The organism is Aeromonas sp. R7-2 (assembly GCF_040908105.1).
Lineage (GTDB): Bacteria > Pseudomonadota > Gammaproteobacteria > Enterobacterales > Aeromonadaceae > Aeromonas > Aeromonas caviae.
Map to the genome: position 1 here is coordinate 65,059 of NZ_JBFODC010000003.1, position 15,760 is coordinate 80,818.

Annotated in this window: 12 protein-coding genes and 1 pseudogene; 12 read left to right on the top strand and 1 reads right to left on the bottom strand. The window is 66.4% G+C overall.

Going from position 1 to position 15,760, the window contains the following annotated elements; all coding sequences use genetic code 11:
• Positions 1 to 1,425, bottom strand: coding sequence for an MFS transporter (locus AB5Y47_RS00305; RefSeq protein WP_368219580.1), 1,425 nt, complete (start codon positions 1,423 to 1,425; stop codon positions 1 to 3).
• 168 nt (positions 1,426 to 1,593) lie between these two features.
• Between AB5Y47_RS00305 and AB5Y47_RS00310 the strand changes: the two genes are divergently transcribed.
• From AB5Y47_RS00310 to mgtE, 12 genes and pseudogenes are all read left to right on the top strand, one after another.
• Positions 1,594 to 2,514, top strand: a complete 921-nt coding sequence (locus AB5Y47_RS00310; RefSeq protein WP_336591765.1) for a LysR family transcriptional regulator — start codon at positions 1,594 to 1,596, stop codon at positions 2,512 to 2,514.
• A gap of 272 nt (positions 2,515 to 2,786) precedes the next feature.
• Positions 2,787 to 3,428: a TetR/AcrR family transcriptional regulator gene (locus tag AB5Y47_RS00315; RefSeq protein WP_319908112.1), complete on the top strand. Its 642-nt coding sequence runs from the start codon at positions 2,787 to 2,789 to the stop codon at positions 3,426 to 3,428.
• 94 nt (positions 3,429 to 3,522) lie between these two features.
• Positions 3,523 to 4,491 carry a secretion protein HlyD gene (gene hlyD / locus AB5Y47_RS00320; RefSeq protein ID WP_151028339.1) on the top strand — a complete coding sequence of 323 codons (969 nt, stop codon included), beginning with the start codon at positions 3,523 to 3,525 and terminating at the stop codon, positions 4,489 to 4,491.
• Entirely contained in the window at positions 4,488 to 6,257 is a 1,770-nt protein-coding gene (locus AB5Y47_RS00325) for an ATP-binding cassette domain-containing protein (RefSeq protein WP_368219581.1), read from the top strand. The genes hlyD and AB5Y47_RS00325 overlap by 4 nt, the downstream gene beginning before the upstream one ends.
• Positions 6,254 to 7,363, top strand: a complete 1,110-nt coding sequence (locus AB5Y47_RS00330; RefSeq protein ID WP_279987321.1) for an ABC transporter permease — start codon at positions 6,254 to 6,256, stop codon at positions 7,361 to 7,363. Before AB5Y47_RS00325 ends, AB5Y47_RS00330 begins: the two co-directional genes overlap by 4 nt.
• A 3-nt stretch (positions 7,364 to 7,366) precedes the next feature.
• Entirely contained in the window at positions 7,367 to 8,455 is a 1,089-nt protein-coding gene (locus tag AB5Y47_RS00335; protein WP_102948952.1) for an ABC transporter permease, read from the top strand.
• Between the two features lie 293 nt (positions 8,456 to 8,748).
• Positions 8,749 to 11,295 (top strand): nitrite reductase large subunit NirB, encoded by a 2,547-nt coding sequence (nirB, locus tag AB5Y47_RS00340; protein ID WP_368219583.1) that lies wholly within the window; start codon positions 8,749 to 8,751, stop codon positions 11,293 to 11,295.
• A pseudogene (gene nirD, locus AB5Y47_RS00345) lies at positions 11,295 to 11,366 on the top strand (nitrite reductase small subunit); the annotation flags it as partial. The gene nirB and the pseudogene nirD (AB5Y47_RS00345), both read left to right, overlap by 1 nt.
• 35 nt (positions 11,367 to 11,401) lie before the next feature.
• A complete protein-coding gene (gene nirD / locus AB5Y47_RS00350) occupies positions 11,402 to 11,719 on the top strand; it encodes a nitrite reductase small subunit NirD (RefSeq protein WP_368219585.1) in 318 nt (105 codons plus the stop codon).
• A gap of 137 nt (positions 11,720 to 11,856) precedes the next feature.
• Positions 11,857 to 12,669 carry a nitrite transporter NirC gene (gene nirC / locus AB5Y47_RS00355; protein WP_368219586.1) on the top strand — a complete coding sequence of 271 codons (813 nt, stop codon included), beginning with the start codon at positions 11,857 to 11,859 and terminating at the stop codon, positions 12,667 to 12,669.
• A 12-nt stretch (positions 12,670 to 12,681) separates the two neighbouring features.
• On the top strand, positions 12,682 to 14,088 hold the full coding sequence (cysG, locus tag AB5Y47_RS00360; protein WP_368219587.1) for a siroheme synthase CysG: 1,407 nt from the start codon (positions 12,682 to 12,684) through the stop codon (positions 14,086 to 14,088).
• Positions 14,089 to 14,220: 132 nt separating this feature from the next.
• Positions 14,221 to 15,645: a magnesium transporter gene (gene mgtE, locus AB5Y47_RS00365; RefSeq protein WP_202043268.1), complete on the top strand. Its 1,425-nt coding sequence runs from the start codon at positions 14,221 to 14,223 to the stop codon at positions 15,643 to 15,645.
• Positions 15,646 to 15,760 lie beyond the last annotated feature (115 nt).

The window sequence follows — 15,760 nt, forward strand, 5'->3', positions numbered from 1 at the left end:
TCAGCGTTCTCCCGACTCGCAGCCGTCCCGGGCCACATCACCCTGCACGGCACGCTCCTCCCTTCCCGCCAGCCAGAGCGCACTCATCAGAAGCAAGGCCGTCAGGGCGAAGGTGACCCGGGTGGCAAACGCCAGCTCGTCCGCCGTCGCGAGGGCGAGATCGGGCCGCCCCGCCAGGGCGGCGAACAGGCCCCCCAGCCCCGCCGCCCCCGTCAGCTGGCCCAGGTTGCGCGACAGGGTCAGCAGCCCGGCCACGGCGCCACGGCTCGCCCCCTCCGCCTCCCCCACCACGGCGCTGTTGTTGGCGGTCTGGAACAGGGCATAACCGGCGGTGAGCAGCAGGATGGGCAGCAGGTAGCCGAGGGGCCCGAGCGCCCTGTCCAGCAAGGCCAGCAAGACGGCGGCCACCACCATGAGCCCCAGGCCGAGGCGCACCACAGGGGTCGCCCCCACCCTGTCCACCAGCCAGCCAGCGGGCATGCCGGACAGCGCCGCCAGCAGGGGGCCCATGGAGATCATCAGCCCCACCGTCCCCATGTCGAGGGCAAAGGCGCCGTGAAGGTAGAAAGGACCGATCAGCAGCGTCGCCACCATGACGCTGGCCACCAGCGCACTGGCGATGATCCCGCCTCTTCGCCTGGACGCCCCCAGCAGCGCCAGGGGCAGCAAGGGGCGACGGGCGCCCGAGTCGGCACGCACGAAGAGCACCATGGCGACGAGTGCCCCAATCCCCGGCCAGACCCCGAGCGGGCTGCCCCGGGTCAGTGCCAGCCCGTAGCAGAGCAGCGCCGTCACCAGCAGCAACAGACTGGTGAGCGGGAGGCCTCCCTCGGCAGAGCCCGCCTCATCCCGGGGCAGATCGCGCCAGGCACACCCCAGCGCCAGCAACGCCAGGGGGAGCAGCAGCAGGAAGGGAGCCTGCCAGCCAAATCCGCCGATCAACAGGCCGCCAAAGGAGGGGCCGAGCGCCGTGCCGCAGGCCGACAGGGTGCCGAGCAATCCCATGCTCCAGCCCCGTCGGGCTGGCGGCACCAGCTCTCCTGCCATGGCCAGCGAGAGCACCAGCATGCAGGCCGCACCCGCCCCTTGCAGGGTGCGAGCGGCAATGAGCCAGCCAATGGAAGGGGCCAGGGCGCACAGCAGGGAAGCCAGCGCAAAGACCCCGGTCCCCCAGAGCAGCAGGCGACGCCGCCCCAGACGATCCCCGAGCCGGCCCGCCACCACCGTCAGACTGGTGATCCCAAGCAGGTAGGCCACCAGCACCCATTGCAGGCTGGCGAAGGACACGCCGAAATCCTGCCCCAGGGCAGGCAGCACCAGGTTGGCCATGCTGCCCGCCAGCATGGGCAGCAGGGTGGCGAGCCCGAGCCCCACGAGGCCAAGACGGCGCGTCACGGGAGGGGAAACAAGAAGTGGTGTGGACATGGCAGTCTCTCCGGCAAGTGATGATGCACCCAGGCTAGCGGGGGGGATGACAAGGCGGAAGACGCACTGATTGCAGCTTATAGTTGCACCAGACGGCATATGAAGAGACGGCAACTCGCGTATCATGAACGGGTCGGCCCGTCAGGCGCCGCCTGCGAGGAGACGACCATGACCCCGGATTTCAACCTGCTGATCACCCTGGATGCCCTGCTGGAAGAGGGCAGTGTGGCGGGCGCCGCCAGACGGCTAGGCCTGAGTGCTTCCGCCATGAGCCGGGCCCTGGCAAGGCTGCGGGAGACCACGGGGGATCCGCTGCTCGTGCGGGCGGGACGCGGCCTGATCCCCACACCTCGGGCGCAGATCCTGCGGGATGAGGTCGCCCGCCTGGTTCAGGAGACCCGGGCCGTACTGCGCCCCCAGCAGGAAGTAGACCCGGCGAGCCTGGAGCGCACCTTCCGCCTGCGATCCAGCGACGGCTTCGTGGAGGCGGTAGGCCCCGCCCTGCTGGCGCGCCTCGCCGTCGAGGCCCCCGGGGTGCGGCTGCACTTTCTGGCCAAACCCGACAAGGAGAGCGGCCCCCTGCGCCGTGGCGAGCTGGACTTCGAGACCGGGGTGATCGGCGCCACCACGGCCCCCGAGCTGCGCACCCAGGCCCTGTTCCAGGACCACTTCGTCGCCGTGGTGCACCCGGACCACCCCCTCTGCGACGGCACCCTGACCGTGGCGCGCTATGCCGCCGCCCGCCACGTGCTGGTCTCCCGCCGGGGCCAGCCACACAGCCCCATCGACGAGATCCTCGCAGGCCAGGGGAAGCGGCGCACCATCACCACCCTGGTTCCCGGGTTTGCGACGGCGCTGGCCCTGGTCAGGGAGAGCAATCTGGTGGCGACGGTGCCGCGCCTGCACTGCGCCAGCCTGCTCGGCGATCTGGTCACCCTGCCCCTGCCCTTCGCTCTGCCAGGGATCCGGGTCGCCCTGCTCTGGCACCCCAGTCAGGATGCCGATCCGGGCCACCGCTGGCTGCGCGCCCTGATACGGGATACCTGTGCCCGGCCCCCCTATCACACCGGGGCCACCGACACCCCCTGATCCGGGTCAGGCAGCGCCCGGCTCCATCACAGGCCCCTTGTGGCCCGAGCGCCCGCCCCCGGGGCCTGAAGCGCCTGTCACCACCCCATCACACCGACATGCCCGTGGCTTGGGCACAATCGGTGGATCCTTCCCCCTGCCGGACGGGGATCACGACCCCTCAGAGCGGGGCGGATCACATTGCGGGCAAAAAGATCCTGTCGCCCGCTTCCGCATTTTTTATACGGTCGTATAATTGCGTACAAAATGCATACACCAGGAGCGCCAGCCAGATGCACCCCACCCGTCAGAAACTGCTCGATACCGGCCTCGCCATCGCCACCGAGAAGGGGCTGCGCGGCCTGACGGTGCGCGAGCTGGCGGCGGCGGCCGAGGTGAACCTCGGCTCCTTCGTCTACCACTTCGGCAACCGCGACGCCTTTATCGACGAGCTGGTGGAACTCTGGTACGCCCCCCTCTATGACGAGCTCAAGGCCGTGGCAGCCAAAGGCTCCTACCCCTCTGCCATCGCCATGTTCGAGGCCACCATGGAGGCGCTGATCGGGCTGGTGGCGCGCCAGCGCGGCTTCATCAACCACCTGTTTGGCGATGCGCTGGCGGGGGAAGGGGCGGCCCAGCGCTTTCTGCTCAGCCTGCCGCGCCGTCATCCCCTGCTGCTGATCGAACAGGTACGGATGGCACAGGCGGAAGGGTCGCTGGTCGCGGGTCACCCGCTCCAGCTGATGATCTTCATCATGGGGTCGGTCGGCCTGCCGCTGGTGATCGCCGGCAGCGGTCGCCAGCTCGGCTGGCTGCCCGAACAGGCCGCCCCTTTTCTCAGCCAGATAGACAACCCCGAGGCCGCCAGACAGCGGCTGGTATGGGCCCTGCGCGGCCTGCGCCCCACCGACATCAAGGAAGGAGAAACGGCATGAAACAACCCATCGCCATCATCCCTATGGCAGCTCTGCTGCTGGCCGTTCTCGGTGGTGACCTCTGGTGGCAGAGCCATCCTCAAGGAGAAGCAGCATGAAACAACGCATTGCAATCGTGGCCCTGCTGCTAACCGTTATCGGTGGCTACCTCTGGTGGCAGGGGCGCCCCGCCGACGGATCCATCCTCTACGGCAACGTCGATATTCGCGACGTCAATCTGGCCTTTCGGGTCGGCGGACGCGTCGATCAGGTGCTGGTCGATGAGGGAGATAGGGTAAAAGCGGGTCAACTGCTGGCCCGCCTCGATCCGGTTCCCCTCACCCACAGCCGCGACAGCGCCAGCGCCAATCTGGCTGCGCTCACTGCCGCCAACGCCTTGATCCACAAAGGCTATCGCAGCGAAGAGACCGACCGCGCCCGGGCCGCACTGGCCGCCGCCGAAGCCGCTGCGCTGGAAGCCGACCAGCAGTGGCGCCGCCAGAGCGCATTGGCCGCCACCGGCGCCATCTCCCGCGGTCAGCTCGATACCGCCCGCTCCCAGCGGGATCAGACCCAGGCACAGGTACGCTCCGCCCGCGAGCAGCTCGCCCAGCTCGAAACCGGCTACCGCCCGGAAGAGATTGCCCAGTCCGATGCCCAGCTGGAAGGGGCCAAAGCGGCGCTCGCCAGTGCCGAGCTGGCGCTGGCGGATGCCAGCCTGACCGCCCCCAGCGACGGCATCATCATCAGCCGCGCCATCGAGAACGGCAGCATGGTGCAGAGCGGAGCGACCGCCTTCAACCTCTCCCTGACCGCGCCGGTCTGGGTGCGCGCCTATGTGGAGGAGCCCTGGCTCGGCCACTTCCCGAGCGGCGCCAAGGTGACCCTCACCACCGACTCGCGGCCGGACAAGCCCTATCACGGAGTAGTGGGATTTGTCTCGCCCACCGCCGAGTTCACCCCGAAATCGGTGGAGACGCCGGACCTGCGCACTCACCTCGTCTACCGGCTGCGCATCGTGGTGCAGGATCCCGACCCGGCCCTGCGACAGGGGATGCCGGTCACCGTCAGGCTGGCTCCATGAACAGCGCCATCTCCCTTGAAGGGCTCACCAAACGCTTTGGCGAGCGGGTCGCCCTCAACGCCATCTCGGCCACCATTCCGGCTGGCGGCATCACCGGGCTGGTGGGCCCCGACGGCGCGGGCAAGAGCACTTTGCTGCGCCTGCTGGCCGGTCTGCTGATCCCCGAAGCGGGCACCATCCAGGTGCTGGGTCTGGATCCGGTGAGCCAGGGGGATCTGCTGCGTCAGCGCCTCGGCTACATGCCCCAGCAGTTCGGCCTCTACGAGGATCTCAGCGTGCTGGAAAATCTCACCCTCTACGCTGACTTGCGCGGCGTACTGGAGCCCGAACGCACGCCCACCTTCGCGCGGCTGCTCGCCTTCACCGATCTTGCCCGCTTCACCGCAAGGCCGGCGGGCAAGCTCTCTGGCGGGATGAAACAGAAGCTCGGGCTGGCCTGCGCCCTGCTCGGCACCCCGGATGTGCTGCTGCTCGACGAACCGGGGGTCGGGGTTGATCCCATCTCCCGCCGCGCCCTTTGGCAGATGGTGCGCGAGCTGGCCAAGGGGGGGATGACGGTGCTCTGGAGTACCGCCTATCTCGATGAGGCGGAGCTGTGCGACCACGTGCTGCTGATGGCGGATGGCGAGGTGCGCACCAGCGGCACGCCAGCCGATCTGATGGGGGCCATGGCCAGCCGCTGCTGGCTGCTGGAGGCGGGGCAACTGGATGGCCGCGAGCGGCGCGCCCTGCTGCGCCGGGCACTGGCTCACCCGGCGGTGATGGATGGCGCGGTGGCGGGGGAGCGGGTTCGCCTGCTGCTGCACCCGGGCATGACGCCCCCACCGCTGGCGGAGCTGCATCTCGCCAACGGCGCCTTTCAACCGGCCCAGCCCCGGCTGGAGGATGCCTTTATCGACCTGCTCGGCGGCGGCCCCGGCGGGGAGTCGAGTCTGGCAGCCGGGATGCGGGAAGCCGAACTGCCGCAGGGGGTCTCCCCCGAGGCGGTGATCGAGGCGCGCCACCTCACCAAGCGCTTCGGCGATTTTGCCGCCACCGATGATGTCAGCTTTGCGGTGCGCCGCGGCGAGATCTTCGGGCTGCTCGGCCCCAACGGGGCGGGCAAGTCCACCACCTTCAAGATGGAGTGCGGCCTGCTGCGCCCGAGCGAGGGACAGGCGCTGGTAACCGGTATCGATCTGGCTCACAGCCCCTCGGCAGCGCGCCAGCGCCTCGGCTACATGGCGCAGAAGTTCTCCCTCTACAAGCAGCTTACCGTGGCCCAGAACCTCTCCTTCTTCGCCGGTATCTACGGCCTGTTCGGCCGCCACCAGCAGACGCGGATCGACGCCATGGTGACTGCCTTTGCCCTCGCCCCCTGGCTCAATCAGAAGGCGGAATCCCTGCCCCTCGGCCTGCGCCAGCGCTTATCGCTGGCCTGCGCCCTGCTGCACGAGCCGCCGCTGCTGTTCCTCGACGAGCCCACCTCCGGGGTCGATCCGGTAACCCGGCGCGAGTTCTGGTCGCACATCAACGCGCTGGCCGACCACGGCGTCACCGTGCTGGTCACCACCCACTTTATGGATGAGGCGGAGTATTGCGACCGCATTGCCCTCATCTATCGCGGCAAGCTGCTGGCGCTCGGCACCCCGGACGATCTCAAGGGGCTGGCCGCCAAAGAGGCGGTGACCTCTTTGCCAACCGGATCCTTGCCGACCTGTTCTTTGCCAACAATGGAAGAGGCCTTTATCACCCTGGTAGAGCGAGCCAGCGAGGAGGACGCATGAGCATCAACCGTCGGCGACTGATGGCCCTCTGCCGCAAGGAGACGCTGCAAATCGTCCGTGACCCGAGCAGCATCCTCATTGCCTTCATCATGCCGGTGGTACTGCTGGTGGTGATGGGTTACGCCATCAATCTGGATGTGGACCATCTGCGCCTCGGCATCTGGCGCACCGACAGCGGCGCCCCGGCGGTACGGCTGGAGCAGGCCTTGCGCGGCTCTACCGCGCTGGAGATCCACAGCGGGCCGAGCAAGGAGTCCCTGCTCGCCAGTCTGGCCCGTGGCGAGATCCGCGGCCTGCTGATGATCGATGACGGCTTCTCCCGCGCCATGGCCGGTCAGGGCAATGGCACGCCGCAGGCGCTGCTGCTGACCGACGGCTCCGAGCCCAACACCGCCAACTTCGTCACCAACTATGTGCAGGGGATCTGGCAGGGGTGGCTCGCTGGCGAGGGGGTCGCCATGCCCGTGTCGATACAGAGCCGCGCCTGGTTCAACCCGGCACTGGTGAGCCGCAACTTTTTGGTGCCGGGCTCCATTGCGGTGGTGATGACCATCATCGGGGCCCTGCTCACCTCGCTGGTGGTGGCGCGGGAGTGGGAGCGCGGCACCATGGAGGCGCTGCTCGCCACCCCGGTCACCAAGGGGGAGCTGCTGCTCTCCAAGCTGCTGCCCTACTATGGCCTTGGCATCATCGCCATGCTGCTCTGCCTGCTCTTCTCGGTGGCAGTGATGGGCGTGCCATGGCGCGGCTCCCTGCTGCTGCTCTTTCTGGTCACCAGCGTCTTTCTCGGCAGCGCGCTCGGGCTCGGGCTGTTCCTCTCCACCGTGATGCGCAGCCAGTTCAACGCCGCGCAGGCAGCGCTGATCGCCGCCTTTCTGCCCGCAGTGATGCTGTCGGGCTTCGTGTTCGAGATCGCCAGCATGCCACCTTGGCTTCGGGCCATCACCCACCTCATTCCGGCCCGCTATTTCGCCAGCTCCCTGCAGACCCTCTATCAGGCGGGCAGCGTCTTCTCGATCCTGCTGGTCAACGGTTTCTGTCTGCTGCTGCTGGCCGGTTTCTGGCTGGCCCTGACCGCCCGCAAGACACGGCGCACTCTGGAGTAACCCATGCTGATCCGACTCTGGTGGCTGATCCGAAAAGAGCTGCAGGCCCTGATGGGCAATACTCAGGGGCGCTTTCTGCTCATCATGCCGGTGCTGCTGCAAACCGCCCTCTTCCCGTTCGCCGCCACTCTGGAGGTGACCGGCAACACGCTGGCCATCTACAACCAGGATGGCGGAGCCCAGAGCCGCGAGCTGCTGGAGCGCCTCACCCATATGCCCGCCTTCACCACCATCATTCCGGTGCAAGGCGAGGCGGGCATGACCGAGGCCATCACCGGGCAGCAGGCACTGCTCGGGCTGATTATTCCAGGGGATTTTTCGCGCCGACTGGCGCGGGGCGAACCGGCCAGGGTGCAGCTGATTATCGACGGCCGCCGCTCCAACGGCGGTCAGGTAGCGGCGGGCTACATCAGTCAGGTGATCGCCCGCTGGCAAAGTGAGGGCAAGGGCCAACCCGAGCTGGCAGTACGCAACCTCTACAACCCCAACGTCGAGTTCCACTGGCATATCCTGCCGGCGCTTGTGGCCATCATCACCACCACCGGTTGTCTGATCGTTACCGCCCTCTCGGTCGCGCGGGAACGGGAAGAAGGCACCTTCGATCAGCTGCTGGTCTCCCCCCTCACCGCAGGCTGGATCATGGCGGGCAAGGCGGTGCCCGGCATCATGGTGGCGGTGGGGCAAGGGTGCATAGTCGCGCTGGCCGCCCGCTTCGTCTTTCACCTCCCCTTTGCCGGCAGCCTCAGCCTGCTGATGGCGGGCATGGTCTGCTACGGGCTGGCACTGGCCGGGATCGGGCTCTTCATCTCGTCGTTCTGCTCGACCCAGCAGCAGGCCTTTCTCGGGGTCTTCTCCTTCACCGTCCCGGCGGTGATCCTCTCGGGTTATATCTCGCCGGTGGAGAACATGCCGCAGGTGTTCCAGTGGCTGGCGGCCATCGACCCCCTTACCCACTTCATCGTGCTGCTCAAGGGGGTCTTCCTCAAGGGGTTTGACTGGTCGGCCGCCTGGCCCCTGCTCTGGCCGCTGCTCGCCATCGCCGGCGTCACCCTGTCGCTGGCGCTCGCCATGTTCCGCCGCCATATCGCCTGACGCGCCACCTTGTTCAGCTGATGCCGGTCTCGCCCAGCGCGAGGCCGGCCATTTTCCGCCAGAAGTTTTCACTCTCCGGCCGTGGGTAAACCGGGCTTTCCCTCCACCACCCCTCACCCCGAGCCCCAGAAATCATCAACTGGTATACCTATTTTTGTATATCTTTGAATTATATCGAATTACCCCTGACGAGATATATAAATAGACACTTGACTTGCATCAATTGCCCGCCCCGACTGACTGGGTAGCCTAGCCCCAGAATGATGTTTTATTACTCCAAACTTGAGGCAACTATGAGCAAAGTCAGACTGGTCGTTGTGGGCAACGGCATGGTGGGGCACCGCTTCATCGAAGAGTTGATCGAGCGGGCCGAGCCGGGCCGCTACGAGATCACCGTCTTCGGTGCAGAACCCCGTCCCGCCTACGATCGCGTCCATCTCTCCTCCTACTTCTCCCATCACACCAGCGAAGATCTCTCCCTCGTCAAACCCGGTTTCTACGACAAGCACGGCATCCGCCTGCTGCTCGGCGAAGCGGTGAAAAAAATCGACAGGGCCAACCGCGAAGTGCATTCCAACAAGGGCACAGTGGTCGAGTACGACAAGCTGGTGCTGGCCACCGGCTCCTACCCCTGGGTGCCGCCCATTGCGGGCAGTCAGCACCACGAGTGCTTCGTCTATCGCACCATCGAGGATCTGAAAGCCATCCGCAGCGCCGCCAAGAGCGGCAAGAGCGGGGTGGTGATCGGGGGCGGTCTGCTTGGCCTCGAAGCCGCCGGCGCCCTCAAGGCGCTGGGTCTCGAAACCCACGTGGTGGAGTTTGCTCCTGTGCTGATGGCCGAGCAGCTCGACGGTCAGGGCGGCCAGCTGCTGCGCCGCAAGATTGAATCCATGGGCGTGCAGGTACACACCAGCAAGAGCACCAGCGAGATCCTGATGCATGGCGGCGAGCAGGCGAAACACCGCCTCGCCTTTGCCGACGGCAGCCAGCTGGAAGTGGATGTGGTGGTCTTCTCCACCGGCATTCGCCCGCAAGATACCCTGGGCCGTTACGGTGATCTCGCCATCGCCGACCGTGGCGGCATCGTCATCGACGATCACTGCCTCACCTCCGACCCCGACATCTATGCCATCGGCGAGTGCGCCGCCTGGCAGGGCCGCTTCTTCGGGCTGGTGGCGCCGGGCTACAAGATGGCCCAGATCACCGTCGACCATCTGCTCGGCGGCGACAGCCGTTTCGAAGGGGCGGACATGAGCGCCAAGCTCAAACTGCTCGGTGTCTCCGTCGGCTCCATCGGTGATGCTCACGGCCGCACCCCGGGCAGCCACAGCTATGTGTTTCAGGACGACCAGGCCGGCGTCTACAAGAAGATCGTGGTGAGCGAAGACAACAGCCGATTGCTCGGCGCCGTGTTGGTGGGTGACGTGGAAGATTACGGCAACCTGCTGCAGATGATGCTCAATGCCCTGCCGCTGCCGAGCCACCCGGACACCCTGATCCTGCCCGCCTACGCCGGGGCCAAACCGACCCTGGGGGTGGATGCCCTGCCGGAAAGCGCCCAGATCTGCTCCTGCTTCGACGTCTCCAAGGGTGACATCGCCAAGGCGGTGGCCGAGGGCCACACCACCCTGGCCGCCATCAAGCAGCACACCAAGGCCGGTACCGGCTGCGGCGGCTGCGTGCCCCTCATCAGCCAGGTGCTCAACGCCGAATTGGTGAAGCAGGGCATAGAGGTCAACAACCACCTCTGCGCCCACTTCCCCCACTCCCGTCAGGAGCTGTTCCATCTGGTCAAGGTGGAAGGGATCAAGAGCTTCGACGAGCTGCTGGCCAAGCATGGTCACGGCTATGGCTGCGAGGTGTGCAAGCCCACGGTCGGCTCCATCCTCGCCTCCTGCTGGAACGGCTATGTGCTGAGCCCGCTCAACACCCAGCTGCAGGACACCAACGACATCTTCCTCGGCAACATGCAAAAAGACGGCAGCTACTCCGTCATCCCGCGCATGGCCGGTGGTGAGGTGACCCCGGAAGGCTTGCTGGCGGTGGCCGAAGTGGCCCGCGACTACAAGCTCTACACCAAGATCACCGGCGCCCAGCGCATCGGTCTGTTCGGGGCCCAGAAGGATGATCTGCCCGCCATCTGGCGCAAGCTGCTGGCGGCCGGATTCGAGACCGGTCAGGCCTACGCCAAGGCACTGCGCATGGCCAAGACCTGCGTCGGCAGCACCTGGTGCCGCTTCGGCGTGCAGGACAGCGTCGGCCTCGGGGTCTTCCTCGAGAACCGCTACAAGGGCATTCGCACCCCGCACAAGATGAAGTTCGGCGTCTCCGGCTGTACCCGCGAATGTGCGGAAGCGCAGGGCAAAGACGTCGGCATCATCGCCACCGATGCTGGCTGGAACCTCTATGTGGGCGGCAACGGCGGCATGAAGCCGCGCCACGCCGACCTGCTGGCGTCTGACCTCGACCGCGAGACCCTCATCAAGCTGATCGACCGCTTTATGATGTTCTACGTCACCAGCGCCGACAAACTGCAGCGCACCTCGGTCTGGCTCGGCAACCTGGAAGGGGGCGTCGACTACCTGCGCGAAGTGATCGTCGACGACAAGCTGGGGCTGGCCGAGACGCTGGAGCGCGATATCCAGACCCTCATCGACAGCTACGAGTGCGAATGGTCGCGCACCCTCAACGAAGAGGAGGCACTCAAGCGTTTCAGCCACTTCATCAACAGCGACAAGCGCGACCCGGACGTCCAGTTCGTCGCCGAGCGCGACCAGCACAGACCCGCCACTCCGGCCGAGCGCATCCCCGTCTACCAGATCGAGGTGGAGACCAAATGATGAAATTAGCCTGCCAACTCAATGACATTTTCCCAGGCACCGGGGTTTGCGCCCTGATCGAAGGTCGCCAGAATATGCCTGTTTCGCTCGATGTGGAGGTTCAATCATGAAATTAGCCTGCCAACTCAACGACATCCTGCCGGGAACCGGTGTCTGCGCACTCATTGAGGGTCGCCAGATCGCCCTGTTCCGCCCGAGCGCGGCGGCTGAGGTGTTCGCCATCGACAACCGGGATCCCTTCTTCGCCGCCAACGTGCTGTCGCGGGGCCTGATCTGCGAACACGACGGCGAGCTCTGGGTCGCCAGCCCGCTCAAGAAGCAGCGCTTTCGCCTGAGCGATGGCTACTGTTTCGACAACCCCGCCATGTCGGTGCAGAGCTATCCCGTTGAAGTACGCGACCAGCAGGTCTGGGTCGCCGTCTAACACCAGACCCCACCCCGGCCCTCCCCTTCACAGGGGAGGGAGCAAAAAGCTCCTCCCCCTGAGCAAGGGGGAGGCTGGGAGGGGGTTGAAGAAACAGTCAGGGTTGCCCGCGGGCGGCCCTCTTGAAGGAACCAAAGATGTGTACCGAAACCATCAACAAGTGCGCCGCCAACGCGGCCCGCATCAACCGCTTCGAGCGCAGCGACAAGCTCGGCTTCTGGCTCAGCTCCGCCATGGCGGGGGCCTATGTGGGCCTTGGCATCATCCTCATCTTCACCCTCGGCAATCTGGTGGACCCGAGCATCCGTCCGCTGGTGATGGGGGCCACCTTCGGCATCGCCCTGACCCTGGTCATCATCGCAGGCTCCGAGCTGTTCACCGGCCACACCATGTTCCTCACCTTCGGGGTGAAGACCGGCAAGATTTCCATGGGGGATCTGCTGCGCATCCTGCCGCAGACCTGGGCTGGCAACCTGCTCGGCTCCATCGCGGTGGCGCTGATCTACTCCTACGGCGGCAGCCTGCTGCCGGACGCGGGCAGCCTGGCGCACAAGGTGGCGCTGGCCAAGACCCAGGCACCGGCGCTGACCCTGTTCATGAAGGGGATCCTCTGCAACTGGCTGGTCTGCCTCGCCATCTGGATGGCGCTGCGCACCGAGGGTGCCGCCAAGTTCATCGCCATCTGGTGGTGCCTGCTGGCCTTCATCGCCTCCGGCTACGAGCACTCGGTCGCCAACATGACCCTGTTCGCCCTCTCCTGGTTCGGTGCCCACTCCGAGGCCTACACCCTGGGCGGCATCGGCCACAACCTGCTGTGGGTGACCCTGGGCAACACCGTCTCCGGCGCCCTCTTCATGGGCCTCGGCTACTGGTATGCCACCCCCAAGGCTGAGCGCCCGGTCGCGGTGAGCGACGCCACCACCACCGCCAGCCAGACCCAAACCGCCTGATCAGGAGGCCCCATGGACTACTTGCCCATCTTTTGCCGACTCGACAACAAACCCGTGCTGCTGGTCGGCGGCGGCGAGGTAGCGGAGCGCAAGGCGCGCCTGCTGCTGGATGCCGGTGCCCACCTCACCGTGGTCGCGCCCGAGCTCGACCCCGAGCTGACGGAGCTGGCTGCCAACGGCAGCATCGAGTGGCTCGCCGGTGAATTTGCATCGGAACAACTGGCGGGCAAGTGGCTGGTGGTAGCCGCCACCGATCGGCGCGAGGTGAATGCCCTGGTCTACCAGAGCGCCAATATGGCGCGGATCTTTGCCAACGTGGTGGATGACCCGAAACGCTCCAGCTTCATCATGCCGTCGATCATCGATCGCTCGCCCCTGATGGTGGCCATCTCCTCCGGTGGCAAGGCGCCGGTGCTGGCCCGTCTGCTGCGGGAAAAACTCGAGGCCCTGCTGCCGCAACATCTGGGGGCCGTGGCGACCTTCGCCGGCAGCCTGCGGGAGCGGGTCAAGGCGCGCTTCGCCAGCATGAGAGAACGGCGCAGCTTCTGGGAACGGCTGCTCGGGGCGGACCGGCTCGGCCAAGCACTGGCACGGGGCGATAGCGCCTCTGCCCACCAGCTGGCCGACAGCCTGTTTGCCGACGAGAGCCAGACCGGTGGCGAGGTGGTACTGGTGGGAGCAGGCCCCGGCGATCCGGGCCTGCTCACCCTGCACGCCCTGCGCCAGATGCAGCAGGCCGACGTGGTGGTCTATGACCGGCTGGTCTCGGACGAGGTGATGGCGCTGGTGCGCCGCGACGCCAAGCGCATCTTCGTCGGCAAGCAGGCGGGCAACCACTGCGTGCCGCAGGAGGGGATCAACCAGCTCTTGCTGGAAGAGGCCAAGAAGGGGCAGCGGGTGGTGCGGCTGAAGGGGGGTGACCCCTTTATCTTCGGCCGTGGTGGCGAGGAGCTGGAGACGCTGGTCGGCACAGGCATCGGCTTTCAGGTGGTGCCCGGCATCACCGCGGCCAGCGGCTGCGCCGCCTACGCCGGTATTCCGCTGACCCACCGCGACCACGCCCAGAGCGTCCGTTTCGTCACCGCCCACGGCAAGGGGGGCGCCCGGGATCTCGACTGGCCGCTGCTGGCCAAGGACAAACAGACGCTGGTGTTCTACATGGGGCTCTCATCCTGCGCCACCATCCGCGAGCAACTGCTGGCCCACGGCAAGGCGAGCAACACCCCGGTGGCGCTGATCGAGCGCGGCACCCAACCCTGCCAGCGGGTCATTCGCGGCACCCTCGACCAGTTGCCCGCGCTGGCGGTGGGCGTCGAGAGCCCGGCCCTCATCATGGTGGGTTCGGTGGTGACCCTGGCCGACCAGCTTGCCTGGTTCGGGCAAGGATGCACCGCCAACGCGGCCCTGGCCTCGGCCTGATCGCTGCATCCATTCCAACGCCACCCTCGGGTGGCGTTTCTTTTTCTGCATTTACAGTCATAACCTCTTGTTTTGAGTCTGGTATCCTATGGGGACTGTCCGCCGGATCACCGAATTCAGGAATTCTGCTTCATGTCCCTCCCCCCCAAGAACAGCGCCAAACAGCGTGAACACGACAGAGCCCGCATCCTCACGCTGCTGCTGGCCGATGACGCCCTCACCGAGAGCCTGCTCGACCCGCAAGGGGAGCAGGACGCAGAGCTTCGGGACCAGACCAGCGAGCTGACCCGGCTGGTCAACAGCCTGCCCGCCGCCGATATCGCCGATGCGCTGGAGTCCCTGCCGCCGGACGAGCGCCACGTGCTGTGGCAGCAGGTGGATGCAGACAAGCACGGCCAGATCCTGGTGGAAGCGTCGGAGACGGTGTGGGACAGCCTCATCAGCGGCATGAGCGACAAGGAGCTGCTGCACGCCCTGAGCACCCTCGACATCGACGACCAGATCTACCTGGGCCAGCACCTGCCCCGCAACCTGATGGGGCGGCTGCTCACCTCCATGGCGCCGGTGGACAGGGACAAGGTGCGGGAGGTGATCCGCTACGGCAAGCACACGGTCGGCGCCATGATGGACTTCGAGCTCATCACGGTGCGGCCCGACGTGACCCTGGCCACCGTCCAGCGCTATCTGCGCCTGCGCGGCCAGATCCCCGAGAACACCGACAAGCTGTTCGTCACCGATCGGCGCAACCGGCTGCAGGGGGAGCTGCCCCTCACCGCCGTGCTGCTGCACAAGCCCGAAACCCTGGTGAGCGACGCGATGGAGAAGGATCCGGTCACCTTCGATCCGGAAGACAACGACGAGGCCGCCGCCCGCACCTTCGAGCGGGACGACCTGGTCTCCGCCGCCGTGGTGGATGCCAGGGGCAAGCTGATGGGACGGCTCACCGTCGCCGAGGTGGTGGACCTGGTCTATGAGGAGAGCGACACCGACCTGCGCCGCATGGGGGGGATCAGCGAGGAAGAAGATGTGTTCGCCCCCGTCTCCAAGGCGGTCAAGACCCGCTGGGCCTGGCTCGCCATCAATCTCTGCACCGCCTTCGTGGCATCGCGGGTGATCGGCCTGTTCGAGCACACCATCTCCCAGCTGGTGGCGCTGGCGGCCCTGATGCCTATCGTCGCCGGGATCGGCGGCAACACCGGCAACCAGACCATCACCATGATAGTGCGGGCGCTGGCGCTACAGCACATCCAGACCGGCAACGTCTCCTTCCTGCTGTGGCGCGAGCTGGGGGTAGCCCTGATCAACGGCCTGGTGTGGGGCGGCATCATGGGCATCGCCACCTTCCTGCTCTATCAGGATGCGGCGCTGGGCGCGGTGATGACGCTCGCCATGATGCTCAACCTGCTGGTGGCGGCCCTGATGGGGGTCATCATCCCCATGACCATGAGCCGGCTGGGGCGCGACCCGGCGGTGGGGGCCAGCGTGATGATCACCGCCATCACCGACACCGGCGGCTTCTTCATCTTCCTGGGGTTGGCGACCCTGTTTCTGCTCTAGGGCCCGAGGCTGACCGTCTGCGGCTCCTGCCATGACGCGGGGCCGCTTTCGCGCAAAAACGGCATTTCCCGCCACTGGGCAAGGAATAGTCGTTGAAATGCCAACCCCACTCCTT